Source organism: Spirosoma sp. KNUC1025, assembly GCF_045160025.1.
Taxonomy (GTDB): Bacteria; Bacteroidota; Bacteroidia; order Cytophagales; family Spirosomataceae; genus Spirosoma.
The window spans coordinates 945,089-969,406 of sequence record NZ_CP087139.1 but is presented as its reverse complement, the minus strand read 5'-3'; the positions used below and the strand labels follow the sequence as shown (position 1 = coordinate 969,406).

Below are 24,318 nucleotides of genomic sequence, written 5' to 3'. Positions count from 1 at the left end.
ATTAGCTTTTCAGTTCGGCCAGCACCGTAACGCCCCCCTGGGTAACGTCGCCAATTTTTACGTTGATCTCGGCATCTAAGGGTAGAAACACATCGACGCGTGAGCCAAATTTAATGAAACCAAATTCTTCGCCCTGCTTAACCGGTTCGCCTTCTTTTACATACCAGATAATCCGACGGGCTACGGCACCCGCAATCTGACGTAGTAACACCTCTACACCGTTTGCGGTCTGGATAACAACCGTTGTCCGCTCATTTTCGGTGCTTGATTTGGGGTGCCATGCTACCAGATATTTCCCAGGAAAATACTTGAAATAACGCACGATACCCGAAACAGGATTTCGGTTAACGTGCACATTCAGGGGTGACATAAAAATTGAGATCTGCCGACGACGATCTTTAAAATACTCCCCCTCCGTAGTTTCTTCAATTACTACAATCTTTCCATCAGCGGGAGCAATTACCCGAGTGTCGCCCGTCGTTAACAGCCGATTAGGAACGCGAAAAAACTGTACGATTAATACAAACAGAATCAGGCTGACAATTGCCAGCAAAGTAATAGCAGTTGGATTGTCGGAAAATAGATAAACATAAGCGAGCACATTCAAGGCTAATAGAACCAGCCCTGTTGTGACCATTATAGTAGTCCCTTCACGGTGTAAACGCATGAGTCAATTTGTAATTTTTGATTACTGATTTATGATAAACAGAAAACAAAGTTATATGATAACAAACAGCAGACCGTTTGTTCATTCATAAATCAGCAATCAAAAGTCGAAAATCAATAGCCGCCCCGGAATTTGTACGTACTGGCCACCTTATCGATAGCAACGATATAAGCCGCTAAACGCATTGGCACTTTATACCGTTGTGACGTTTCAAATACCCGGTCAAAAGCATCTTTCATGGCCCGATCTGCCCGGCGATTTACGCGGTCAAGAGTCCATTTATAGCCAATTCGGTTCTGCACCCATTCAAAATAAGAAACCGTAACGCCACCGGCATTTGCCAGAATATCAGGCACAACCAGTATGCCTTTGCTGTTGATTATTTCATCGGCACTAGCCGAAGTAGGGCCATTAGCACCTTCGACAATCATCTTTGCCTGAATCGAACCTGCATTATCGTCGGTTATTACGTCTTCTTTGGCAGCCGGTACCAGAACATCTACAGCTAGAGAAAGCAACTCTTCATTTGAAATGCTTTCTGCCCCTGTAAATCCTTCCAGTGTGCCTTTGTTTGAGTTTCGATAGTTTACTGCCGCCGTAATATCGATACCGTTTTTATTGTAATAACCGCCCGATATGTCGCTGATAGCCACAACCGTAACACCACGTTCATGAAGCAGTTCGGCAGCAAATGAGCCAACATTCCCGAAGCCCTGCACAGCGGCTGTGGTCCGATACGGATTCATACGTAATTTGTCCATTGCGGCCAAAGCGGCTACCGTAACTCCCCGCCCCGTCGCTTCAGTACGTCCAAGCGAACCACCCAATACGAGCGGTTTACCCGTTACTACACCATTTACGGTCATTCCTTTCGATTTGGAATATTCGTCCACAATCCAGGCCATTTCGCGCGGACCTGTGCCCATATCCGGTGCCGGAATGTCGCGGTCGGGGCCAATTACGTCGAGCATGGCAACAGTGTATTGACGAATAAGCCGCTCAATTTCTCCTGCCGACATTTCGCGTGGATTGCAGGCAATACCACCTTTAGCACCACCATACGGAATATCGACAACCGCGCATTTCCAGGTCATCCAGGCAGCCAACGCCCGAACTTCATCGAGGTTTACAGCCGGATCAAGACGAATACCGCCTTTGGCTGGTCCGAGAATATTAGAATGAATTACACGATAGCCTTCAAAAACCCTGATCGTCCCGTTATCCATCGTTACGGGAAGACCTACAATTACCTGCCGGGCTGGCACTTTTAAAATGTCATACATCTCGTCGGTAATGCCCACCAATTTGGCTGCGGCATCAAAGCGCGACATCATCGATTCAAGCGGATTCTCTTTATCTTTTATTGGAGCTGGTTCAATATATCCCATGGTCTTACTTTAACTTCTTTCTTAAAAACAAATTCTGTCGTGAAGTGTGCTGCAAACTTAATAAATCAAGTATAATATTATGAAAGGTCTATTTTTTCTAAGATTAATATAAAATTAACAAACCATAGAATTATTCTCCCCGAACCCGTATTTCCAAACAGTTTTGCTCAATATTCATTAGAATCCGAAGATTCGTTTGAAAAATATACTAATGCCAATTCAGCAAGTTTTTAGAAAAAGTTATCTATAGGTACGTGAATCGTTGAAAAACTAATTAGAAAACATTAATTTTGTGGCCAGAATAAAGTACCCTATCTAACGTACGTACTTATTATGGTTCAGGAAGAAAAAAAACGTTATTCGGAAGAAGACCTTAAAGAATTCGAGGAACTGATCAGTCAGAAGCTCGAAGCCACCCGTAGCGAACTGAACTACATTAAGGAAACGCTTAGCAAACGCAATGACAGTGGTACCGACAATACTTCAGGAAACTCTAAACTTCTTGAAGACGGCGCCGATACCAGCGAACGCGAAAATTTAAGCCAGTTGGCCGCTCGTTTACAGAAGTTCATTCAGCAGTTAGACGCTGCAATGGTACGTATTAAAAACGGTACGTATGGCATCTGTAAAGATACCGGCAAACTGATTCCTAAAGAACGTCTACGGGCTGTACCTCACACACAGCAAACGATCGAAGCTAAACTGCGTCAGTCACGATAGCCTCATTAAGTCGGTAAACAGAACAGCTTCACTATATTAACTGGTGAAGCTGTTTTTATTTTGCCCTACTTTTTTAAAACAAATCAGTTCGTATTTTGTAGATAACGCAGATAGAAATCTAACTGTGTATAATTATGCTGGAACGTCTGGAAGAAATTCGTGAGAATATATTCCGCTATTTAGAGGCCCGGATTGAACTATTTACACTGGAACTCCGGGGTAAAATAGAGGAAGGTGTTGTTGTTGGTGTGCATGGCATTGTTTTGGCGCTGCTCGGTACAATGACCACTATTTTTTTGTTTATTCTCTTAGCTGCTTATTTAAATGAAGTGTTGGAGAGCCGTTATCTAGGCTTTTTAATTGTTGCTGGTTTTTTTCTGCTTTTAAGTTTGTTGTGGATCGGTGCTAAAGAGTTTTTTAAAGCGAAAATCAGAGTAGCTGCCTATAATTCCATTAAAAAGAGCCAGGAGAAAAAAACAGAAGAAAAATCAGAAGCCGTTGAAGAACTGATGGCGCAAACCCGCTCTTCAATGAGTAATACAGGTAACTAATTCATTGTAAGTCAATTAATCGTTTTGCTGCTCATCTGTTGACAACCACTACCTGATTAAGTTCATACGAATCAAGAACAAATAAGATGGAAGATCCCAAAGTACCATTTGCCGACACAACTGCCCGGCGCGCTCAGTTAATGGCGGCCACAGAGCGATTTAAAACCTCCATTACAGATGGTGTCGAATCCATTAAAGATGATGCTACCGAAGTCGGGAAAACAACGGTGTTTGTTGCAGGTGCCGCTTTAGCCGTATATTTGGTTGTAAATGCCATTCTGCCTAAGTCTGATGAATATCGGTACGCCGAGAAATACGGAGAACCGGATGAATTAGATGACGACGATTACGAAGATGGTGATGAGGATGACCTGGAGTCTGTTCCCCCGTCAAATCGTAAAGCCGTAAAGCAGCAGGCCGACAAAATAAAAACCTCGGCTGCTACAAGCGGGCTAATCAGCGGTATATTAACATCTGTTTTAACCAATATCGCCCGTGAGCAGCTAACTGGATTTTTAGCCCGCATCCGTTCCAATAATGCCATCAATCCAACTGCCGATCCAACCGAATACCACAAACAGGCACCCACAGAGCCTGTTGACTACTCTTCGTCATTATAGGCTTTCTGGCCGAAAGGCATTAGCCGTTTTGCTCGATCCTGATAAAATCGAGCAAAACGCGCTTTCAGACCTGGTGGTTAGTACAACTCGTTTTCCTGTCGACTTCTTTTTGGTCGGTGGCAGTTTAGTCACGGATTACGTGCATAAAGAGGTTATTGCCACCATCCGTCGACATAGCCAAACGCCAATTATTCTGTTTCCCGGCAATCCGACTCACATTGAGCCTTCGGCAGACGCCATTCTGTTTCTTTCGCTTATTTCTGGCCGGAATCCTGAATTTCTAATAGGACAGCACGTTATTGCCGCTCCCTTACTAAAAAAAAGCGGGCTGGAAATTTTGCCAACAGGCTATATGCTGGTCGATAGTGGTACGCAGACAACCGTCTCATACATAAGCGGCACCATGCCCCTGCCACACGATAAACCTGGCGTAGCAGCCTGTACAGCGATGGCGGGAGAAATGCTCGGCTTAAAACTGATTTATTTGGATGCTGGCAGCGGGGCCCGTTGGGCTGTATCGCCTATAATGATCGCTGCGGTACGTGCCGCCGTCGATCTGCCGATAATTGTGGGTGGAGGAATCAATTCGGGCGAAAAAGCGTACGAAGCCTTAAAAGCCGGGGCAGATATGATCGTTGTCGGTAATGGCATTGAGCAGAACCCGGATTTATTACCACAGCTTTCGGCCGCTGTTCGCGAGTTTAATCAATCAGTCGTTCAAGCTTAACTTATGAAATCGTTTGCTTTCTCGCTATTCGCTGTGATGAGCCTTCTTTGTGGTTGTCTTGCCTTCTGCTCACCTGCAATTGCTCAATCCCGTAACCAGCAGATCTACACGGTCGCTGAACGGCAACCCGAGTTTCCGGGTGGAAATTCCGCTTTAAGCCTTTATCTGGCCGAAAACATTCAGGTTCCCAGTGCGCTGATAAAAAAAGGCCCCAATATTGGCTCTGTATCAGCTAAGTTTATTGTCGACGAGTTCGGTTATGTCCATGACCCACGGGTGGTGACCAAGCCGCTCGATAAAACTATGGAGAAGGGTATGCATAAGTATATGGTCTCCATTATAGCAGCGGTTGAGAAAATGCCCCGCTGGCGACCCGGTGAGGTAGATGGCAAACCCGTATCGGTATTCTATACCCTACCTATTGAGGTGCATATGCCTTATTAGCAGAAGGGAGTAAAGGGAAAAGGAGAAAGGAAATGCGCTGGCACATCCTTTCTCCTTTTTCCTTTACTCCCTTCTGCAGCCCTATTTATACGTTCATCAGTGATTCACGACGGCGCATTTTACCAGCTGGAATCCCAAACATCATCTTAAACCGGCGGCAGAAATAAGCGGTATCTTTGTAGCCTACTTCCGAACCGATAGCGCGAATACTCTTTTTACTCGTACGTAATAACCCCACAGCAGCTTCCATCCGCTGGTACTCGATGTAATCCTGTGGATTAATGCCGGTCAGCATTTTAAAATACTGTCCCACGTAATCTTCCGATACGTTCGCTACGTTCGCTAACACTTTGTTCGATAAATCTCCACCCAAGTTTTCCTTGATATAGGCAAAGATGTCAATCAGTCGTGGGTCTTTAAAATACGTGCTGTTAGTAACCAATTGCTCAACAAACAGGTGATTCTTAAGGATATACCGAACGACCTCGATAACAATTTCCTCGGTTTTGATTTTGATAATCCGGCCTTTACCAGCCAGATCTGTCATATCTTCGGCTAGAATCTGATCGATTGTGGTAGCTAAGTGTTCTTCCCGCTTGATAATGAACGGAGGTACATCCAGCGAGTTGAAGAAGTTGACTGAGTCAAACACTTTGGCCTCAAAGGAGACGTAACCAAATGAGTTTGGCAGATGGCCAATCAGTTTAGGGTCATGATTTCCTTCCCAGTACGCTTCCCGATGCGTCATGAATTCTTCATTCGAGACGGTTTTGGGGTTGGATGGATCACCGTACGTAACCGTAACGTGTTTGCCACCTGGGATAAACAGCATATCCCCTACCTCAACTTTTATTTTTTCATCTCCGATGGAAACATCCCCGTTATAGAGAATCAATAACGTATTTTCTACATCGTAGAAGTTCTTGATTGTGATCGGCTGTAAAATCCGAATATTGCGGGCCTTAATGAATTTAACGCCCAACGATTCGATTATTTTATTGTAATCTTCCATGGCTGAAAGGAGGTTGCTCTAAAATCTGTGCCTACATACAAAGTTGCACAAAACTAATAATTTGTACAAAACTAATAAAAGTGTAAAAGTTTCCAAAAAATAAAAAAATAGTGCATCTCTAAGTTGAAGACGCACTATCTCTTTTGAAAAATTCTATTTTACTAAGAAAATTCTTAGCGGACCAGTTCTTGGGCAATCACTAATTTTTGGATTTCCGAAGTACCTTCATAAATCTGAGTGATTTTCGCATCGCGCATTAAACGCTCCACGTGGAATTCTTTGACATAACCGTAGCCCCCGTGGATTTGAACAGCTTCGGTGGTTGCCCACATGGCTACGTCCGAAGCGAACAATTTAGCCATTGCAGCCGCCTGCACGTAATCTTTATGCTCATCCTTTAGCCTTGCCGCCTTATAAACAAGCAGACGAGCCGCTTCAATTTTAGTGGCCATTTCAGCTAACTTAAACTGAATAGCCTGATGATCAAATATTTGCTTACCAAAGGCTTTACGTTCCTGACTGTATTTCAACGCCAGTTCATAAGCGCCCGCAGCTATGCCCAGTGCTTGTGCGGCAATCCCGATACGCCCGCCGTTGAGCGTCGCCATAGCAAATTTAAATCCGAACCCGTCATCACCTATACGGTTTTCCTTCGGCACCTTTACGTCAGTAAACAGCAGCGAGTGAGTATCCGATGCCCGAATGCCCATTTTATCTTCCTTTTTGCCTACTACAAAGCCCGGCGCTCCTTTTTCAACGATCAGGCAATTAATTCCCCGGTGTTTTTTCTCCCGGTCGGTCTGCGCAACGACAAGGCAAACGCCTGAGGAGTTGCCATTCGTAATCCAGTTTTTGGTGCCGTTCAGTAAATAGAAATCACCCTTATCTTCCGCGGTTGTTGTTTGTGAGGTAGCATCCGATCCAGCTTCGGGCTCCGACAGGCAGAATGCGCCAATGATCTGACCGGTAGCCAGTTTAGTCAGGTATTTCTGTTTTTGCTCTTCAGTCCCGTAAGCTTCCAGCCCATAACACACCAGCGAGTTATTCACTGACATAACAACCGAGGCTGACGCATCAATTTTCGAGATTTCCTCCATTGCCAGTACGTAAGAAACGGCGTCCATACCCCCTCCTCCGTACTCAGGCGATACCATCATGCCCAGGAAGCCCAACTCGCCCATCCGTTTTATCTGTTCAGTCGGAAACCGGGCTTCATTATCCCGTTCGATGATACCGGGTAATAATTCGTTCTGTGCAAAATCGCGGGCAGCTTCCTGAACAGCAAGATGCTCCTCCGATAAATTAAAATTTAGGCCCTGTAACTCTGTTGCTGCCGTTGCCATATAAATTGCTTTACTAATCTGGTATAATCAATGGAGTAAAAGTACTAAAAAACAAACCCACAGATATGCATGCATCCGACCGGGATTTGTGTGATTTTATTGACCAACTATGATTTTGTTTTCATAGAAAACGAACTTTTGACAATCATAGTCGGTCAATAAAATCACATAAATCCCGGTTCAAACAATAGGCTAATTAACTCAGCCATACAAGCTGGTTTAGAGGCCCCTTCCAGTTCGAATAAACATTCTATAGTGGCTTTAAGACCCTTACCCTGCGGTTCCGTATGTTGCAATGTTGCTCTCATGCGTAAATGGCTTCCAACGGGTACAGTATTCATAAATCGAATTTTATTCGCTCCATAATTAACTCCCATGGTTACGGATTCAATTCGATAAAGCTCAGACAATAGCTTGGGAGCCAGCGACAGCGTCAGAAAACCATGTGCAATGGTTGTTTTGAAAGGTGATTCACGAGCCGCCCGCTCAGGATCAGTATGAATCCACTGGTAGTCACCCGTCGCCTGAGCAAAGCGATCAACCATTTCCTGCGTAACGGTCAGGTAATTCGTTACGCCAAGTGATTGACCTATATGGCCTGAAAACGCAGCCAGATTTATAAAGGTTAGCATCGTTCTTCGGGTTTATGCAATTTTGCCGATATGACTGCCCGCTCTGTTCACCTGTTTCAGTTTGAAAGCTATCAAATTGCGTACCGAAAGTTCGGACGAGGGCAATCTGTGTTAATAGCTTTTCATGGCTTTGGCCAAACAGGTCAGGTCTATTTGCCTATAGAAACGTATCTAGCCAGCCAATTTACCGTTTACGCCATTGATTTGTTTTTTCACGGCAACAGCTATTACCCTGATAATAAACCCCTTTCAGAAGCTAGTTGGTGGCGATTGTTGGATGCTTTTTTACTCGAGCAACGTATCGAACGGTTTTCGCTGATGGGCTTCAGTCTGGGCGGGCGATTTGCCCTATCAATGGTGGAAGGTTTTTCTGATCAGCTCGATCAACTGATTCTGATTGCCCCCGACGGCATTATAGTCAACGGCTGGTATCGATTGGCAACAGGTTCTGGACCGGGTCGTTTTTTATTTCGTTACGGCCTGAAACACCTGTCTATCCTGTACGGGCTCGGACATCTGCTAACACGTCTGGGTTTGCTGAATCGAACGGTGATGCGCTTTGCCGAAATTTCACTTCATACAGCTAAACAGCGTGAGCGTGTCTACCAAAGCTGGACACAATTTCGGTGCATTAAGCCCAATCTCGATTCTATTAGCCACAGCCTGAATACGAAAGCGATTAGCGTACATTTTTTCGTCGGTGCCTTTGATCGACTTGTACCCGGCACGTATATATCGCCTTTGACCCAAAAAATCAGGCGTTTTAAATTGACGGTTTTAAAAACAGGACATAACCGATTGATTGAGCTAGCCGCTGAAAAGTTGATTAATTCAGCTATATAGACAACCAAAATAGATTCTATTTCAGCGATTTCTGGATAACATGCCACAGACCGGCAATCGAAATAACAACCAGACCAATGACAATAATCTGTGTCCAGGAACTTTGATTGGGGTTTTCCAGCAGCGTTTTAATTTCACGGGCTTCATGTCCCGACCAGATAGCCAGCAACGTCCTGGGCGTCATCCCCAAAAAACCACCCAGCAGAATATTCCGGAGTTTTGCCCCTGATAAAGCAAACATCAGATTCGTCAGACCGAATGGAAGAACCGGAGAGAGTTTGGCGTAGAAGATTACCTCCAGCTCATTGTTCAGAATTCGGTCAAGTATCGACTGAGCTTTCGGATTCTGCCGAATAAAGGTTCGGAATCGTTCATGATCGAACCAACGAACCAGCAGGTTGATAAAGAGAATGCCTCCGAAATTGATAACGAACAGGGGAAGTACAGCCTGCCAACCCAGAAAGTAGCCAAATATCAGCGCCAGCATAGTCGGCGGAGTCAAACCAGCGGATGTAAGCGTGAAAATAAACGTAATACCAGCCCACTGCCAGGCCGTTAATCCGGCAATGGCAGACTCATATACAATAGCGTAATACGTCAACAACGACGTAACAACTATGGGTGTTGCCGACAATACGATACCTGCAATGGCGGGTCCGGTAAAATTTTTAAGAATGGTGTTCTTCACGTCTACCAAACGGGCAAACCGTGTCTGTGGTTTAATGTGATCCGAACTTTAACAAATATGATCCATCCGGGCTTATTCAATAAGTCCTAGCTTTCAGCGCCAGACAGTAAATCTCCTCACCACTTTCGCTACTTTTGAGCATGAAATTCGGAACCAAAGCCATCCATGCCGGTATTGAGCCGGACCCAACCACAGGCGCAATTATGACGCCTATTTATCAAACGTCGACCTACGTACAGGAATCACCGGGAAAGCACAAAGGGTACGAGTACGCCCGAACGCAAAACCCGACGCGAACAGTCCTGCAAAATAATCTGGCAGCGCTCGAAAACGGCAAACATGGAATCTGTTACTCGTCTGGTTTGGGGGCAACCGATGCAATTCTTAAGCTTTTTAAACCCGGTGATGAGATTGTTGCCAGCAGCGATCTATACGGTGGTACGTACCGGATCATGGTACGTGTTTTTCAGGAGTTCGGCCTCAAATTCAAATTCGTAGACTTGTCGAACCCAGCTAATCTGGAAGCAGCGGTTACGCCTTCGACAAAGATGGTTTGGATTGAAACCCCAACAAATCCGCTGCTCCGACTGGTCGATATTGCCGCCATTGCCGCATTTACAAAGGCTCGCCATATTCAGCTCGTGGTCGATAATACGTTTGCTTCACCCTATCTCCAGAACCCGCTCGATTTAGGCGCTGATATCGTGATGCATTCGGTTACAAAATACCTTGGCGGTCACTCGGATACCGTTATGGGTGCTATTGTTCTGAACGACGATGAAACGGCGCAGCGGCTTGCTTTTATTCAGAATGCGTGTGGGGCCGTACCCGGTCCACAGGATTGTTTTCTGGTGCTACGTGGCATTAAAACGCTCCACATCAGAATGCAGCGGCACTGCGAAAACGCCATGAAAGTGGCTCAGTATCTAAACCAGCATCCTAAAGTTGGTCAAGTTTATTACCCGGGTTTGGAATCGCATGTGGGCCATGAACTGGCCAAAAAACAGATGCGCGATTTTGGCGGTATGGTATCGTTCGAGTTAAAAGGCGATTCAATGCCCGAAGCCGTGCGGGTTATGGAAAGCTTCGAAGTATTTTCACTGGGCGAATCGCTAGGGGGAGTCGAGTCACTTTGCACCCATCCAGCCAGTATGACCCACGCAAGCATACCTAAAGAAGAACGGCAACGTAACGGCTTGAAAGACACGCTAATTCGCCTGAGTGTTGGTATTGAGGACGTAGAGGATCTGATTCAGGATCTGGATCAGGCCATCTGAACCAGGATTTTCTGGATCTAACTGATTGACCTGATTTTATTACCCAATTCATTGGATGCATAATCATGTTAATCCGTTAAATCCAGAAAATCCTGGTTTAGAAACGTATTCGTATTCCGGCCAAGAAATTCCGTCCTGCCTGGGGATAATAGCTATTATCAGCCGTTACGTTTCCTTCAACGATATAGGCATATGTATAGCCATTCGATTCATACAATTCGTTGAATACGTTATTGAATAGCAACGTAAACGCGATTTCCTGAGCGAACTTTGGCTTTAAGCTGTAAATCAGACGGATATCGTTTGTAAAATACGCGTTGATCTTACGATTCTCGTTTGATGTGTTATCCAGATACTGCTTCCCGACATATTTCGAAAGCAGGCCAAGTTCCAAACCTTTTGCAGGCGTAAACAACAATTGTGACCCGGCAATCACATTTGGCGAGAACGAAATATCCGTTTCGCTATATTGACGCGCTTCCTGCTCACCGTTGTCAAAATTGTCGAGATACTCGGTAAAATTTTTGATTTTGTTCTGACTGAACGTAGCGTTTACATTCCAGCGTAATTGCTTCGCTAGTCTTGTTCCAAGTTCCAGCTCCAGTCCGGCCCGGTAACTTTTGGGTACGTTCACACGGTTATAAGCCCCAACGTCATTCAGTTGGCCCGATAAAACCAGCTGATTTCGATAATTCATGAAATAGGCATTTGCTGTGAAGGCAAGGCGTTCGGACTGAACTTTATAACCGATCTCATAATCAACCAGCGTTTCTGCCTTTGGCCGGCTCTCTGGCGACGACTGAGTGTAGTCGTCCCGGTTAGGTTCACGGTGCCCCACTCCCACCGATCCGTAGATTGAGCTACGGTCATTAATGGTATACGTCAGACCGCCTTTTGGGTTAAAAAATGTTAGCGTTGCATCCTGCTGAACATTCTGCAGCTGACTATTAAAGCCCAGAAACGAGTAATAAACTGTTCGTACCTGCAAATCGGCAAATGCGTTGAGCGAATTGCTGAACTGATAAAAAGCCTTTGCGTAGAGGTTAAAATCTCGTTTCGTAGCATCGTCGTTGTAGTAGCGATGGCGAATGTCTGTGTTTCCGGCCACGCGCGCCCAGATTATCTCACCGTAGTGCGCCCCTTTATATTGATTCCAGCCCCCGCCAATATTAGCCGTTAGTTTGCCAAAGCTGTTGTAATCCAGCGAAAAAACGGTTCCGTAGAAATCATTGTCAAGCCATTTGCGCCGGATAATGTCGGTTTTTGAAATTACAGAATCGCCAATTGTTACGTTAGGCAACCCGTATTTGCTGAAGCTGTCGTTTGGCTTTAGCTCTTCATAATACCCTTTGCCTTTTGTATAGAAGAACGACAGATTCGCCCGCCAGTTTTTGCTCAACTCATGCGAACTGATCAACTGGTAATTATCCTGCTGGTAGTTATCGGTCTGGTTATCATAGGTAAACGAGTTGTATGTTCTGTTCGTCTTCAGTAGCGATTCTGGTATGCCATTCCAGGCTTGGTACGTTTGCTCTTGTCCCGAAAATACATTTAATCGAACGAAGCTCTTTTTGGCGTAATAACCAGCCGATAGATAAAAGGATTTAAGATCGGAAAAGGCTCGGTCGACGTATCCATCAGAATGAATTTTCGAAAGGCGGGCGTCCAGCACGAAATGATTATTCAGCAAACCCGTCCCGGCCAGTACGTTCACTTTTCGCGTACCGAACGACCCGGCAGATACATTGGCTTCGGCATACGGTTTATCCTCCAGTTTATTCGTCTGGATATTAACCGATGCTCCAAACGCACCCGCCCCGTTTGTCGACGTACCAACACCCCGTTGAATCTGAATTGTACTCACTGACGAAGCGAAATCAGGCATATCAACGAAAAATGTCCCCTGCGATTCGGCATCATTATAGGGAATACCATTGAGCGTTACGTTTACTCGGGTAGCATCGGAGCCACGAATACGGATGCCTGTATATCCCACGCCTGTACCCGCATCCGACGTAGTGACAATGGAAGGCGTAAAGTTGAGTAGTTGTGGAATATCCTGTCCCAGATTCAGCTTATCCAGATCCCGACGTGTTACGTCCGTGTAAGCAATTGCCGATTTTTGGTTGGCCCGTGTTGCACTCACTACAACCTCATCGACAGCCACAGCCGTTTTCTGCAACGTAATGGTGATTGTGGTATTCTGCGTCAGGTTGAGCGTCTGTGTCTGGGGAGAAAAGCCCAGTAAAGAAACACGTAAGGAAGTAGGGCCCGGCTTAATATTCGTGAGCTGAAAATTTCCCTCGGCATCCGTAAAAGTCCCTTTGTACGTTCCTTCAAGTACAATAGCTGCACCGGGCAGCGTACCGCCCTCGGCATCACTGACCGTTCCCGAAATAGTAATTTGTGCCCAGGAAGGCATAGTTAACAGCCATAATAGGGCTGTAAGATAAACTGGCACAGTCGTCGGTTTTTTCATGACGAAAAAGCATGACGATAGGCAAAGGGGCCAAACCTACCTTTGGTTAGTTATTATGTTAACGTAAGAAAACCAGTTCCCTTCGCGGCATTACCCGCGCAGGTTCGATGGGTATAATCTCAGCCCGTTGTTTTAGGGCACCCCTTATCTAAGATTAGCGTGGCAAAGTTAATTTAATTTTAACAAAACAAGACTTTATGTCATTCGTTTCTTTTGTGAACTAGTATTGTTACGTATGAACGAGTTTGATTTAGTTGTGTTGCAGGAAGATGTTGCTGACGGGCGCCTGAGAGCCGGCGACGTTGGTACGATTTTAACCGTGTACAATGAAGGAAAAGCTTTTGAGGTCGAGTTTGTCACGTTAATTGGTCAGGCGATAGCTATCGAAACGTTATTACCGCATCAAATTCGTCCCGTACGCCCATCAGAAATCATGGCTGTACGCGATATGTTCCTACAGGAACAAAATGATTCGTAAACTTTTGAGGTTTACGCTTTTCCGTAATGGTAAATATTCATAATTTTGCAGTCCAAATTGCAAAAGCATGAGTAAAAAGAACACCGGAATGGAGTTTCTGGAAGACCCCGATGCGCTGGCCGGTCAGCTGGAACGGGCTGAAGATTTTTTCGAGCAGAACCGAAACATCGTTTTTGGTGTGTTGGGTGGCATCCTATTGCTAGTAGCTGGCTTCTTTGGATATCGGTATTATATCGGTACTCAGGACGAAACCGCACAAACCGAATTGTTCCCATCGGTTTACCAACTCGAAGCAGATTCCCTCAAAAAAGCGCTGAATGGCGATGGCAAAAGCCCTGGCCTAATAGCCGTTGCCGACAATTATGGGTCGACCCCAGCTGGGAATTTGGCAGCGTTTTATGCAGGTGTTGCCTTAATTAAACAGGGCAAATACGACGAAGCCATTGACCGTCTGAAAAATTTTAGTGCTTCAGATTTACTGGTGCAGGCTCGTGCTTACGCGCTCATTGGCGACGCTTATATGGAAAAGAAAAGCTTCGATGAAGCGGCTGAGTATTACCAGAAAGCAGCTGACTATAAGCCAAATAAATATTTTACGCCCGGTTATCTGTTGAAACTGGCTACTGCTCAGGAACAGGCTAAGCAAAACGATAAAGCTATTGAGACATATAATAGCATTATCGATAAATACGCTCAGTCTGCCGAGGCCATTAGTGCTAAGAAGTATAAATCCATGCTCGAAGCGATGGTCGGTGAGTCATAAGCGTAGATAAACGATTACTACAAAGGACAAAACCGACCAAGTTTTGTCCTTTTTTATTGTCTGAACCGGGATTTATTTGACTTGTATGACAGGCATGATTTTGCTTTCAACAGAGAAAAAATTCTGGTTTTGACAACCCTTAAATCAGCTAATTAAAATAAATCCCGCCGGGTTGCCGGTGCAATTCAGATGGCCACAGCCGAAAAAAACTTAAGTGTCTTTTCAACGGACGATTTACCTGATGTGAGTCGACGCAGATTCGCAATTCTTGTTTCGGAATGGAACAGTGAGGTCACCGAAGCGCTTTTTGCGGGTGCTTACAAAACCCTCCTCGATAACGGTGCTACGTCCGAAAATGTCATCCGTGGCAATGTACCGGGTAGTTACGAATTGAGTTTAGGCGCACTGTGGTTCGCTCAGCGCGACGATATTGATGCTGTGATTGCTCTTGGTTGCGTCATACAGGGCGAAACGAAACATAATGACTACATCAACCATGCCGTAGCTCAGGGTCTAACAAATGTTGGCCTGCAAACGGGTAAGCCGATCATTTTTGGCGTTCTGACGCCCAACGATCAGCAGCAGGCGCTTGATCGGGCGGGTGGCAAACATGGCAACAAAGGGGATGAAGCAGCTATAACGGCAATTAAAATGCTGGGATTACAGCAACAGGTTTATAGTTTTCAATTTAAATGATTGACTGATTGACTGGTTGAATGATCGAATTCAATTCAACCAGTCAATCAGTCAACAATTCTATCATTCTATGCACGTCTGGAAATTTGGCGGTACATCGGTCGGGAAGCCCGAGCGTATGCAGTCTATCCGCAAGTTGATCACCGAAGATGATACTCGGAAAATTGTCGTATTGTCGGCTCTGTCTGGCTCAACCAACGCTTTATTAGCCATTGGCGAATCGCTTAAAGCCAATAATGATTCTGAGGCCAACGCAAAAATCGACGCGCTCAAAGCGCATTATGATAGGTTTATCAATGATCTGTACAAAACGGAAGAAGGGAAAGCCGCCGGTCAGAGAATTGTCGATAACGAATTTTCATTTATCCGTTCCCTAACAGGCATTAAGCCTTTTACCCTTAAGCAGGAAAAGGAATTAGTGGCCGAAGGCGAATTGCTGAGTACACAGATTTTCCAGGCGTTTCTGGTTGAAGAAGGCGTTTCGTCAACGCTGTTACCGGCCCTCGAGTTTATGCGTATTGACGCGGATAACGAGCCGGAAATTCACTTTACACAACAAAAACTAGCCGAAATTCTACCCCAGCAGGACGACAAGCAGATCATTGTTACACAAGGATTTATTTGCCGAAATCCCCGTGGCGAAGTCGACAACCTCAAGCGTGGTGGTTCAGACTATACAGCATCGTTGATCGGGGGCGCTATTCAGGCGGAAGAAATCCAGATCTGGACAGACATTGACGGGATGCACAACAACGATCCTCGCATCGTGAAGAATACGTTCCCGGTTCGGGAACTTACATTTGATGAAGCGGCTGAACTGGCGTATTTTGGTGCGAAAATCCTGCACCCATCGACTATCACTCCTGCCCGGATGTTTGGTGTACCTGTGCGACTGAAAAACACGATGGAACCGAGCGCTCCGGGTACATTGATCGCGGATCGTACTTCAAGTGAAGTGTTTAAAGCGGTGGCTGCCAAAGACGGGATTACGGCTTTGTATATTCACTCGACCCGTATGCTGAATGCGTATGGCTTCCTACGCCGGATATTCGAGATCTTCGAAAAGTATAAAACGCCGGTCGATATGATTGCTACGTCTGAAGTTTCAGTATCGGTTACTATCGATAACACAGAGCGCATCGACGATATCAAAGCTGAACTGAGTGCGTTCTGTACGCTTGAAGAACCAGATTACGACCAGACGATTATCTGTGTAGTTGGCAATTTCAGTGCCGACAACGAGGGAGTAGCCGTACGTGTTTTTAACGCGATGAAAAACATACCTATTCGCATGGTGTCGTATGGCGGTACCGAAAGCAACCTCTCTCTGTTGGTTCATGGCCGTTACAAAGCCGATGCGCTAAACGCCTTGAATGATGGACTGTTTTCAGTTTAAACTATACTCGTTTTTGTTCGTAATGCTCCCGGTACCACGAACGGTTTCTTAATCAGCTTTAATAGTTTCGGTGCAGAACGAAGAATTCATTGACGTTATTAAACGTCTTATACATACAAACTAATGCTTCAACTTTCCTTCATCCGCGAAAATAAAGAGACGGTAGTGGCGGGTCTTCGCAAGCGGCATTTTGCCAATACCGAAGCCACTGTGGAACAGGTGCTGACAATCGACCAGCAACGTCGTGATACTCAGCGCGAACTTGATGACGTATTGGCTCAATCAAATGCTAAAGCGGGCCAGATTGGCGCACTCATGAAAGCCGGTGATAAAGCGGCAGCAGAAGCCGCTAAAGCTGAAACCGCCGAGCTAAAAGCCCGTTCGAAAATGCTTGCGGATACGTTACGTCAGATCGAGACAGACCTCCAGGCTGTTCTGGTGACAATTCCGAACATTCCACATACCAGCGTTCCTAAGGGACGTACCGCAGAGGATAACGAAGTTGTGCTGGAACACGGCGAAAAACCGACTCTTTATGAAGGCGCTCAGCCCCACTGGGAGCTAATCAAAAAATACGACATCATTGACTTTGAGCTTGGCGTCAAGATTTCAGGAGCTGGATTCCCGGTTTATAAAGGAAAAGGCGCCAGGATTCAGCGTGCCTTGATCAATTTTTTCCTGGATGAAGCCTTAAAAGCTGGCTACGTTGAGGTTCAGCCACCCATTGTTGTCAATGAGGATTCGGGCTTTGGAACCGGCCAATTGCCTGATAAAGAGGGGCAAATGTATTACGTGACCGAAGACAAATTATACCTGATACCAACGGCCGAGGTTCCGATCACAAACATTTACCGTGACGTTATTCTGCCCGAAAATCAGCTTCCAGTTAAGAATGTAGGGTACACTCCCTGTTTTCGCCGGGAAGCGGGTTCATGGGGTGCGCACGTACGCGGGTTGAATCGTCTGCACCAGTTCGATAAGGTTGAGATTGTCCGGATAGAGAAACCCGAGAATTCGTATGCGGCCCTTGAGGAGATGAGCCAACACGTTCAGGGGCTTCTTCAAAAATTAGAATTACCGTATCGAGTGTTACGTCTTTCAGGGGGAGATATGGGCTTTACGTCGGCACTTACCTACGATATGGAGGTCTGGTCGGCAGCGCAGCAGCGTTGGCTGGAAGTCAGTTCAGTATCAAACTTTGAAACTTATCAAGCGAATCGGCTTAAACTCCGCTCAAAAGTTGACGGAAAGATGCAACTTATGCACACGCTCAATGGCTCAGCCTTAGCGTTACCGCGAATTCTGGCTTCGATTCTGGAGAATAACCAAACTCCGGAAGGCATTCGTATTCCTACAGTGCTGATTCCCTATTGCGGGTTTGATATTATAGACTAACAATCACACGAGTAATTGCCGTAGCCTGGATAACGGGGCGATAGGTTACCTGAAACACTGACGACCCGATCAAGCGGTATGACATCGCCGGTTGCTAATTCAAGCCATTCGGTGCCATTTTCACGGACAAGCTGCTTGATCGTTACGTCCGTTTTGATGAATTCGCTCAGGTCTGTTAGATACTCAATACGCACAAATTTGCCTGGTATGATGGCCGACCGGAAGGCAGTTTCCGATGTAAAAAAATCTGGATTAATCAAGTTCGTTTCCATACATAGGTAACAATCCAGACAAACGAAACGTGCCACAGTTTCAAACTGTGGCACGTTTCGTTTACATAAACATCCGATCTGCCAATACGCTAATAACCAGCGGTTTCCAGCTGTTTATTCAACTCGCGCAGAATCGTTTCCTTCATCGCGATCTTCCGCTTCTGGGTGTTAATTTTATTCAGCACCTGCTTGTCGGCATCGTTATTGGGATCAAGACCATCGGCATCCTGCAAGGCAAACTGCAGGTCGTTCTTCTCCCGCTTAACCAGGTATTCCATTTCCCGAATTTTAGTCCGGATCTGCTCCGACTTACTTTTCAGTTCGAAAGCCGGATACTTGCGGGCCAGTACGCGCCCGAGGTAACTCAATTCGAAAATTTTGTCGCAGGCCGCCCGGAACCGCTCATTAACGACTTTGTCCTGTAGTTTGAACGGAACGCGGATTTCTTTCCAGCTATTAAGGAGCACCTTAGCCCGCTCAGCAGCCGCAAAAATGTCAGATTGTTTCGATAGACGCTCCGCTTCGTCAGCCATTTTCATTTGAGCCTCAACGCGCGGATCAATTTTCGGAACAATCACAATGCCCTTAGCATCATTATACTTGGCATAGAACATTGTCGTGGCTTTTTTAAACTGTTTATACAGCTTACCACTCTTTTTGATCGGAACTTCACCAACCTGCTTCCAGGCATTGTTGAGCTTTCTGACCTCCTGAAAAGCCGCATCCAGATCACCGAGTCGGTTAGCCCGAAAAGCCAGCCGTATCAGTTCATCGTACTTATCCAGTCGTTCCTGAATAACCTTATTCTGCTCATTGAAAAATTCGCGTCGACGCTGGAAGAATCCATCCAGTAGCGCCTGAAACCGATCTTCAATTTCAGCATCCGTAGCTTTATCGACCGGACCCGTTTTGATCCACTTCGTCTTGATTTCCTGCAAAGCATCGGCTGTTGGGCGCCAGTCGGTACTATCGACAATGGCTTCTGCTTCAGCAATCAAGGCTCGCTTGATGTCAAGATTTTTCAGTTGATTGACGGTGATCAACTCTGCCAGCCGTTTCTCCTGCTCGTCCAACCGGGCCAGGAGCGGGGAAAATCCCCAAGGGCATCGAATCCAATCAACTTCTTACGAAGCTGAACCAGTTTTGTCAGATACGAGCCCTTATTCTGGGCTTCTTCAATATCTTTTTCTAACTGGCTTACTTTGTTCTCAGCAATAATGAAGCGATTCTTAAAATAATCGAGCGCTTCCTGCTCAGTACGTTTAACTTCGCCAATCTGGCGATCTTCATAATTCAGGTAGCCTTTCAAAAATACCTTTCCGTCTTTGACGTAACCGTATTCATCTACCAGTGAAGCGTTTTCCATTCCTATGCTTGGTTAAGGCTGCGCTGTGGGTTAAATTTGAGGACTATTGCCAACCGCAAATCTATCAGAAATTAATGAGCCAGGAAACCATAATTTTCTCTATGGCAGGCGTGAGTAAAAATATTCCGCCTAACCGACAAATCCTAAAGAACATCTACCTTTCCTTTTTTTATGGTGCTAAAATTGGGGTTTTGGGCTTAAATGGGTCTGGTAAATCCACCTTACTACGCATCATTGCCGGTATCGACAAAAACTATACTGGCGAAGTTGTTTTTTCTCCCGGCTACTCTGTCGGAATGCTTGAGCAGGAACCCCAGTTTGCTCCTGGCAAGACTGTCCGCGAAGTAGTAGAAGAAGGCGTTCAGGAAGTGGTGAATTTACTGAAGGAGTTTGACGAAATCAATGAAGCCTTTGGCGACCCCGACGCTGATTTCGACAAACTGATTGCCCGGCAAGGGGATGTGCAGGAAAAACTCGACCACTACAATGCCTGGGAGCTTGATCAAAAACTCGAACGGGCGATGGACGCGCTTCGCTGTCCACCGTCTGAGGCCCTGATTGATAACCTATCCGGAGGTGAAAAACGCCGGGTAGCGCTCTGCCGGCTGCTGCTTCAACAACCCGACGTACTGCTCCTTGACGAGCCAACCAACCACCTCGATGCAGAGTCTGTGCTTTGGCTGGAAGAGCACTTACGGCAATATAGTGGAACAGTTATCGCCGTTACGCACGATCGGTATTTTCTGGATAATGTAGCGGGCTGGATTCTTGAACTCGACCGGGGCGAAGGTATTCCCTGGAAAGGCAACTATTCGTCGTGGCTTGACCAGAAACAGCAGCGACTGGCCAAAGAAGAAAAGTCGGAATCTAAACGGCAGAAAACGCTTCAACGTGAATTGGAATGGGTACGCATGGCGCCAAAAGCCCGGCAAGCCAAGTCGAAAGCCCGCCTTGGCGCCTACGAACGACTATTGGATGAAGACAACCGTCAGAAAGAAGAACGGCTCGAAATTTTTATTCCTTCTGGGCCACGCCTTGGCGCGAAAGTTATTGAAGCCGACGACGTAGCGAAAGCGTTTGGCGACCGCCTGCTTTTCGAACATCTTGGTTTCCGACTGCCACAAGGCGGGATTGTTGGCATCATTGGGCCGAACGGTGCTGGTAAAACAACTCTTTTCAAACTGATTACTGGCCGAGATAAACCCGACGCCGGAACGTTTGATGTGGGTGAAACGGTAAAGGTTGCTTACGTTGATCAGGAACACGACGGCCTCGACCCGGACAAGACTGTTTTTGAGACGATTTCAGGGGGCAATGAATGGATTATGTTGGGCGGAAAACAAAGTAATGCCCGCGCCTATGTCAGCCGGTTTAATTTTGCCGGAGCCGATCAGGAAAAGAAAGTCGGGACACTATCCGGTGGCGAACGTAACCGGGTTCACCTGGCTATGACCCTCAAGGAAGGAGCTAACCTGTTATTACTCGATGAGCCGACGAACGATCTGGATGTAAATACATTACGTGCGCTGGAAGAAGGGCTGGAAAATTTTGCGGGCTGTGCTGTGGTCATCAGTCACGACCGCTGGTTCCTGGACCGGATCGCTACACACATTCTGGCCTTTGAAGGCGACTCGCAGGTATATTGGTTTGAAGGTAATTTCTCGGACTACGAAGAAAATCGCCGAAAACGACTTGGCACCGACGCTACGCCAACGCGAATTAAGTATAAGAAGCTGGCGTAGATCCTAAACGCGCACTACGTAGTAATTGTAGTGCGCGTTTTTACTAAGCTCCCACCTACCATTCCCAACGCGCTGGCCAGTAAGCCCCAAAGTATCGGTGGGTAGTCTGTTTCCTGCCACAAGCAAAATAGCCACACGACAAAGCCTACGGCCATCGACCAAATGCATCCTGTCAGATTAGCTCGTTTCCAGTAAATTCCGGCCGTAAGCGGAACAAAAAGCGATACCAAACTAAAGGCCGACGACTCTCCTACCAGATCAAATATATTTGTCTCGCGGGTGGTGCTGATCAGTACGCAAATAACCGTGATCACGACCACGGCCCAGCGAATCGTTTTTAACAGCGCCTGATCGCTGATATCAGACCGAAAAAATTTTACAACGTTTTCGCCAAAAACCGTTGCGGGAGCCAAAATAGCTCCACTCGATACACTCAGGATTGCCGACGTAACCGCCCCAAAAAACAGAACCTGCAAGGGTAAGCTACCGTGGCGCATAACCATGTTTGGAATGATGAGCTGATTGTCTTTTGGCAAATCAGGGTGAAGCAGCTTAGCGCTTAAGGCAATGAATAAGGGAAGCATCGCTATTGTCAGGTACATGCCCGATGCCAGATAGGAAGCTTTCACCGATATTTTTTCAGTTTTTGCCGCCATTACCCGCTGAAAGACGTCCTGCTGTGGTATTGAGCCTAGTCCAATCGTTATCCAGGCGGCTATATACACCAGCCAGTCTTTGATTGATGATTTGGGTAGAAAACGAAAAAAGCCGGTTGGGGTTCGTTTTTGAATAGTTTCCCAGCCGCCAACCTCATTCCAGAGCAATACGCCCAACACGGCCAGGGCCAGAATAATAATCAGGTTATGAAAAAAATCGGTGACGGATATTGACCACATACCGCCCAGCAAGGTATAAATCATTACGATGGCCGCACTGGCAATGATGCAGTACTCGCGAGGAACGTCTGTTACTACGCTCAATACGATACCGATGGCAACTAATTGGGCAGCAATCCAGCTGAAATAAGAAGGAATCACCATTAGGGCCGACAACAGTTCAGCAGAGCGGCCAAATCGGATACGGAAATAGTCGCTGAACGTGGTGATGTTCAGCCGATAAAGTGGTCTTGCAAAAAAAGCTCCGACCAGAAACAGGCATAGCGCTGAACCGAAGGGTTCTTCAATAACCGCCAGGAATCCACCCTCAACAAATATGGCGGGTGCGCCCATAATCGTTTCTGACCCGAACCAGGTAGCAAACGTAACCGAAGCTGCCAGAAACAACGGTAACCCTTGGCCAGCCAGCACAAAATCCTGCGACGTTGTTACACGCCGGGCAGCCCAGGCTCCAACAGCTACGTTAGAGAGCAGATAAAGTGAGATAAAAAACAGGAGCATACGAAACGATTAAACGCGGAGAGGCCGAGCATACGCAGAAATTACAGAGAAATTAATTACTGCTCTGTGATCTCTGCGTATGCTCGGCCTCTCTGCGTTTAATGAAAATTTACAATTTGAGCGTTGACGGCAAATATTTAGCGATCAAATCTTCGTAGTAAGGCTTTAACTCACTGACAACCGGCGGCTTAGGGCTCTTCGAATACAAATCGTAGGGATTGAATTTACGAACCCATTTAAACATCTCATGGTCGTGCGCGTCCATCAGGTGGTTGTAGGCTTCCTCCCGGTGCTGCGAATAAAACGAGTGATAACGCATCATGTACAAGGCCGGTTCGGGCATGTATTCTTTCATGATCTGGTACAAATACTCGTCATGCCCCCACGACATGTGCACATTACGTAAGCCACAATTTGGCTCGTAAACACCGTATTTCGTATTATACTGCTCGTTGTGGCTATCAGGATTGTTCACAAAAAATTCGGGATAGACAATCTTATCGGAGTGCTGACAGCCAACCGGGAACGTATCGCCGACAACGGCCCACTGCGGTTCACCAAACAGACACAATACCTTGCCCATATCATGGAGAAAGCCCGTCAGTACAAACCAGTCGGGGTGACCGTCGGCACGAATAGCTTCTGCCGTTTGTAGCAGGTGTTGAAGCTGATCCAGATCGGTGTCGGGGTCAGAGTCATCCACGAGCGTATTCAAAAACTCCATTGCGCCCCAAACGGGCAATTCTTTCTTATCGAACTTCAGGAATTCACGTTCCTTTTCCCGCACAAAATTATACGTTTGGTACGTGTGGTTCAGCCGATAAAACTCCCGAACAGTGTCGCGCTCGGGCGAATCGTAGTTTCGATATTCCTCCTTTGCTTTGTGCTCAGGTTCGGGATAGCGGATCAGCAGGTCGTCTTCCCACTGATCGAGGCTAGAAAGGGGCGCGGTTTCACTAATCATGACCAAATGAAGTTTATGGAACAAATCTACAATTTATTTCCTGTTAACCAGTAACATAGATTAAACGGCACTCACAAAAACTATTACTGAGTCAGGTCATCTAATGGCAATATATCGGCTGGTTCGGAATAACCTGCTTTGGCAAGTAGCTTCATTAATTTTACAGCATTAACTTTATTTTCCGCTCTGTTCGAAAAATAGACCATTAAGAACTGTTTGGACGGAATACTCACTACATAATTATTGAATCCGCAGGTGCTGCCCGAATGAAACAAAACAGGGGCTGAAGGTTGCCGAAAAAACCAGCCAGCGGCATAAAAACTATCCGTTTTTTGCGGCATAGCAAACTTCGTTCGGGAAAGAACCGCTTCCAGATCAAGCAGTTTGTTCGTACGTAGTGCCTGACTCCATTTCTGGTAATCGCTTAAGGACGTATACACACCGCCATCACCTTTTGT

General features: G+C 46.2%; 24 protein-coding genes, 1 pseudogene and 1 riboswitch. Of the genes and pseudogenes, 13 read left to right on the top strand and 12 right to left on the bottom strand.

Annotated elements, in window-relative coordinates:
* Window position 1: 1 nt before the first annotated feature.
* Both LN737_RS04215 and LN737_RS04210 read right to left on the bottom strand, forming a co-directional pair.
* Entirely contained in the window at window positions 2-667 is a 666-nt protein-coding gene (locus LN737_RS04215) for a phosphatidylserine decarboxylase family protein (protein ID WP_405516500.1), read from the bottom strand.
* A gap of 113 nt (window positions 668-780) precedes the next feature.
* Window positions 781-2,055: a Glu/Leu/Phe/Val dehydrogenase gene (locus LN737_RS04210; protein ID WP_405516498.1), complete on the bottom strand. Its 1,275-nt coding sequence runs from the start codon at window positions 2,053-2,055 to the stop codon at window positions 781-783.
* Window positions 2,056-2,388: 333 nt separating this feature from the next.
* Between LN737_RS04210 and LN737_RS04205 the strand changes: the two genes are divergently transcribed.
* The 5 genes from LN737_RS04205 to LN737_RS04185 all read left to right on the top strand — a co-directional run bounded on the left by LN737_RS04205 (window position 2,389) and on the right by LN737_RS04185 (window position 5,117).
* A complete protein-coding gene (locus LN737_RS04205) occupies window positions 2,389-2,775 on the top strand; it encodes a TraR/DksA family transcriptional regulator (protein WP_405516496.1) in 387 nt (128 codons plus the stop codon).
* A gap of 134 nt (window positions 2,776-2,909) precedes the next feature.
* On the top strand, window positions 2,910-3,326 hold the full coding sequence (locus LN737_RS04200; protein WP_405516494.1) for a phage holin family protein: 417 nt from the start codon (window positions 2,910-2,912) through the stop codon (window positions 3,324-3,326).
* Between the two features lie 86 nt (window positions 3,327-3,412).
* On the top strand, window positions 3,413-3,946 hold the full coding sequence (locus LN737_RS04195) for a hypothetical protein (RefSeq protein WP_405516492.1): 534 nt from the start codon (window positions 3,413-3,415) through the stop codon (window positions 3,944-3,946).
* Window positions 3,924-4,673 (top strand): geranylgeranylglyceryl/heptaprenylglyceryl phosphate synthase, encoded by a 750-nt coding sequence (locus LN737_RS04190; protein ID WP_405516490.1) that lies wholly within the window; start codon window positions 3,924-3,926, stop codon window positions 4,671-4,673. Before LN737_RS04195 ends, LN737_RS04190 begins: the two co-directional genes overlap by 23 nt.
* 3 nt (window positions 4,674-4,676) lie before the next feature.
* Window positions 4,677-5,117, top strand: a complete 441-nt coding sequence (locus LN737_RS04185; RefSeq protein WP_405516488.1) for an energy transducer TonB — start codon at window positions 4,677-4,679, stop codon at window positions 5,115-5,117.
* An 85-nt stretch (window positions 5,118-5,202) separates the two neighbouring features.
* On the opposite strand, the gene LN737_RS04180 is transcribed toward LN737_RS04185, so the two are convergent.
* From LN737_RS04180 to LN737_RS04170, 3 genes are all read right to left on the bottom strand, one after another.
* Complete coding sequence (locus LN737_RS04180) at window positions 5,203-6,129, bottom strand: AraC family transcriptional regulator (protein ID WP_405516486.1); 927 nt, start codon at window positions 6,127-6,129, stop codon at window positions 5,203-5,205.
* A 173-nt stretch (window positions 6,130-6,302) separates the two neighbouring features.
* A complete protein-coding gene (locus tag LN737_RS04175) occupies window positions 6,303-7,472 on the bottom strand; it encodes an acyl-CoA dehydrogenase (protein ID WP_405516485.1) in 1,170 nt (389 codons plus the stop codon).
* Window positions 7,473-7,636: 164 nt separating this feature from the next.
* Complete coding sequence (locus LN737_RS04170; RefSeq protein WP_405516483.1) at window positions 7,637-8,104, bottom strand: MaoC family dehydratase; 468 nt, start codon at window positions 8,102-8,104, stop codon at window positions 7,637-7,639.
* A gap of 30 nt (window positions 8,105-8,134) precedes the next feature.
* On the opposite strand from LN737_RS04170, the gene LN737_RS04165 reads away from it, so the two are divergent.
* Window positions 8,135-8,947, top strand: coding sequence for an alpha/beta hydrolase (locus tag LN737_RS04165; protein WP_405516481.1), 813 nt, complete (start codon window positions 8,135-8,137; stop codon window positions 8,945-8,947).
* Between the two features lie 16 nt (window positions 8,948-8,963).
* On the opposite strand, the gene LN737_RS04160 is transcribed toward LN737_RS04165, so the two are convergent.
* Entirely contained in the window at window positions 8,964-9,635 is a 672-nt protein-coding gene (locus tag LN737_RS04160; protein WP_405516479.1) for a TVP38/TMEM64 family protein, read from the bottom strand.
* Between the two features lie 140 nt (window positions 9,636-9,775).
* Here LN737_RS04160 and LN737_RS04155 point away from each other — a divergent pair, with 140 nt between their 5' ends.
* Window positions 9,776-10,912: a cystathionine gamma-synthase gene (locus LN737_RS04155; RefSeq protein ID WP_405516477.1), complete on the top strand. Its 1,137-nt coding sequence runs from the start codon at window positions 9,776-9,778 to the stop codon at window positions 10,910-10,912.
* 97 nt (window positions 10,913-11,009) lie between these two features.
* Here LN737_RS04155 and LN737_RS04150 read toward each other — a convergent pair whose 3' ends face one another.
* Window positions 11,010-13,391 (bottom strand): TonB-dependent receptor, encoded by a 2,382-nt coding sequence (locus LN737_RS04150; RefSeq protein WP_405516471.1) that lies wholly within the window; start codon window positions 13,389-13,391, stop codon window positions 11,010-11,012.
* 60 nt (window positions 13,392-13,451) lie between these two features.
* Window positions 13,452-13,546, bottom strand: a riboswitch (TPP riboswitch).
* A gap of 80 nt (window positions 13,547-13,626) precedes the next feature.
* Here LN737_RS04150 and LN737_RS04145 point away from each other — a divergent pair.
* From LN737_RS04145 to serS, 5 genes are all read left to right on the top strand, one after another.
* Window positions 13,627-13,869 (top strand): DUF4926 domain-containing protein, encoded by a 243-nt coding sequence (locus LN737_RS04145; protein WP_405516470.1) that lies wholly within the window; start codon window positions 13,627-13,629, stop codon window positions 13,867-13,869.
* Window positions 13,870-13,936: 67 nt separating this feature from the next.
* Window positions 13,937-14,632 (top strand): tetratricopeptide repeat protein, encoded by a 696-nt coding sequence (locus LN737_RS04140; RefSeq protein WP_405516468.1) that lies wholly within the window; start codon window positions 13,937-13,939, stop codon window positions 14,630-14,632.
* Between the two features lie 189 nt (window positions 14,633-14,821).
* On the top strand, window positions 14,822-15,328 hold the full coding sequence (gene ribH, locus LN737_RS04135; RefSeq protein ID WP_405516466.1) for a 6,7-dimethyl-8-ribityllumazine synthase: 507 nt from the start codon (window positions 14,822-14,824) through the stop codon (window positions 15,326-15,328).
* A gap of 70 nt (window positions 15,329-15,398) precedes the next feature.
* Window positions 15,399-16,724: an aspartate kinase gene (locus tag LN737_RS04130; protein WP_405516464.1), complete on the top strand. Its 1,326-nt coding sequence runs from the start codon at window positions 15,399-15,401 to the stop codon at window positions 16,722-16,724.
* Between the two features lie 123 nt (window positions 16,725-16,847).
* Window positions 16,848-18,119: a serine--tRNA ligase gene (gene serS / locus LN737_RS04125; protein ID WP_405516462.1), complete on the top strand. Its 1,272-nt coding sequence runs from the start codon at window positions 16,848-16,850 to the stop codon at window positions 18,117-18,119.
* Here the strand turns inward: serS and LN737_RS04120 are convergent.
* Both LN737_RS04120 and LN737_RS04115 read right to left on the bottom strand, forming a co-directional pair.
* Entirely contained in the window at window positions 18,116-18,391 is a 276-nt protein-coding gene (locus LN737_RS04120; protein ID WP_405516460.1) for a hypothetical protein, read from the bottom strand. The genes serS and LN737_RS04120 overlap by 4 nt on opposite strands.
* 89 nt (window positions 18,392-18,480) lie before the next feature.
* Window positions 18,481-19,757: pseudogene (locus tag LN737_RS04115) on the bottom strand (DUF349 domain-containing protein).
* Between the two features lie 74 nt (window positions 19,758-19,831).
* Between LN737_RS04115 and ettA the strand changes: the two are divergent.
* Window positions 19,832-21,499, top strand: a complete 1,668-nt coding sequence (ettA, locus tag LN737_RS04110; protein WP_405516458.1) for an energy-dependent translational throttle protein EttA — start codon at window positions 19,832-19,834, stop codon at window positions 21,497-21,499.
* 14 nt (window positions 21,500-21,513) lie between these two features.
* On the opposite strand, the gene LN737_RS04105 is transcribed toward ettA, so the two are convergent.
* The 3 genes from LN737_RS04105 to LN737_RS04095 all read right to left on the bottom strand — a co-directional run bounded on the left by LN737_RS04105 (window position 21,514) and on the right by LN737_RS04095 (window position 24,300).
* Window positions 21,514-22,896 (bottom strand): sodium:solute symporter family protein, encoded by a 1,383-nt coding sequence (locus LN737_RS04105; RefSeq protein ID WP_405516456.1) that lies wholly within the window; start codon window positions 22,894-22,896, stop codon window positions 21,514-21,516.
* Window positions 22,897-23,005: 109 nt separating this feature from the next.
* A complete protein-coding gene (locus tag LN737_RS04100) occupies window positions 23,006-23,860 on the bottom strand; it encodes an inositol oxygenase family protein (protein WP_405516454.1) in 855 nt (284 codons plus the stop codon).
* Window positions 23,861-23,943: 83 nt separating this feature from the next.
* A complete protein-coding gene (locus tag LN737_RS04095) occupies window positions 23,944-24,300 on the bottom strand; it encodes a serine hydrolase (RefSeq protein WP_405516452.1) in 357 nt (118 codons plus the stop codon).
* Window positions 24,301-24,318 lie beyond the last annotated feature (18 nt).

Bases quoted from the DNA above. Each gene is read 5' to 3' on its own strand.
- LN737_RS04180 (WP_405516486.1), bottom strand. From the start codon at position 6,129: ATGGAAGATTACAATAAAATAATCGAATCGTTGGGCGTTAAATTCATT.
- LN737_RS04205 (WP_405516496.1), top strand. From the start codon at position 2,389: ATGGTTCAGGAAGAAAAAAAACGTTATTCGGAAGAAGACCTTAAAGAA.
- LN737_RS04185 (WP_405516488.1), top strand. From the start codon at position 4,677: ATGAAATCGTTTGCTTTCTCGCTATTCGCTGTGATGAGCCTTCTTTGT.
- LN737_RS04105 (WP_405516456.1), bottom strand. From the start codon at position 22,896: ATGCTCCTGTTTTTTATCTCACTTTATCTGCTCTCTAACGTAGCTGTT.
- LN737_RS04165 (WP_405516481.1), top strand. From the start codon at position 8,135: ATGACTGCCCGCTCTGTTCACCTGTTTCAGTTTGAAAGCTATCAAATT.
- LN737_RS04100 (WP_405516454.1), bottom strand. From the start codon at position 23,860: ATGATTAGTGAAACCGCGCCCCTTTCTAGCCTCGATCAGTGGGAAGAC.
- LN737_RS04155 (WP_405516477.1), top strand. From the start codon at position 9,776: ATGAAATTCGGAACCAAAGCCATCCATGCCGGTATTGAGCCGGACCCA.
- LN737_RS04120 (WP_405516460.1), bottom strand. From the start codon at position 18,391: ATGGAAACGAACTTGATTAATCCAGATTTTTTTACATCGGAAACTGCC.
- LN737_RS04195 (WP_405516492.1), top strand. From the start codon at position 3,413: ATGGAAGATCCCAAAGTACCATTTGCCGACACAACTGCCCGGCGCGCT.
- ribH (WP_405516466.1), top strand. From the start codon at position 14,822: ATGGCCACAGCCGAAAAAAACTTAAGTGTCTTTTCAACGGACGATTTA.
- LN737_RS04130 (WP_405516464.1), top strand. From the start codon at position 15,399: ATGCACGTCTGGAAATTTGGCGGTACATCGGTCGGGAAGCCCGAGCGT.
- LN737_RS04210 (WP_405516498.1), bottom strand. From the start codon at position 2,055: ATGGGATATATTGAACCAGCTCCAATAAAAGATAAAGAGAATCCGCTT.
- serS (WP_405516462.1), top strand. From the start codon at position 16,848: ATGCTTCAACTTTCCTTCATCCGCGAAAATAAAGAGACGGTAGTGGCG.
- LN737_RS04215 (WP_405516500.1), bottom strand. From the start codon at position 667: ATGCGTTTACACCGTGAAGGGACTACTATAATGGTCACAACAGGGCTG.
- LN737_RS04145 (WP_405516470.1), top strand. From the start codon at position 13,627: ATGAACGAGTTTGATTTAGTTGTGTTGCAGGAAGATGTTGCTGACGGG.
- LN737_RS04200 (WP_405516494.1), top strand. From the start codon at position 2,910: ATGCTGGAACGTCTGGAAGAAATTCGTGAGAATATATTCCGCTATTTA.
- LN737_RS04175 (WP_405516485.1), bottom strand. From the start codon at position 7,472: ATGGCAACGGCAGCAACAGAGTTACAGGGCCTAAATTTTAATTTATCG.
- LN737_RS04170 (WP_405516483.1), bottom strand. From the start codon at position 8,104: ATGCTAACCTTTATAAATCTGGCTGCGTTTTCAGGCCATATAGGTCAA.
- LN737_RS04150 (WP_405516471.1), bottom strand. From the start codon at position 13,391: ATGAAAAAACCGACGACTGTGCCAGTTTATCTTACAGCCCTATTATGG.
- ettA (WP_405516458.1), top strand. From the start codon at position 19,832: ATGAGCCAGGAAACCATAATTTTCTCTATGGCAGGCGTGAGTAAAAAT.
- LN737_RS04140 (WP_405516468.1), top strand. From the start codon at position 13,937: ATGAGTAAAAAGAACACCGGAATGGAGTTTCTGGAAGACCCCGATGCG.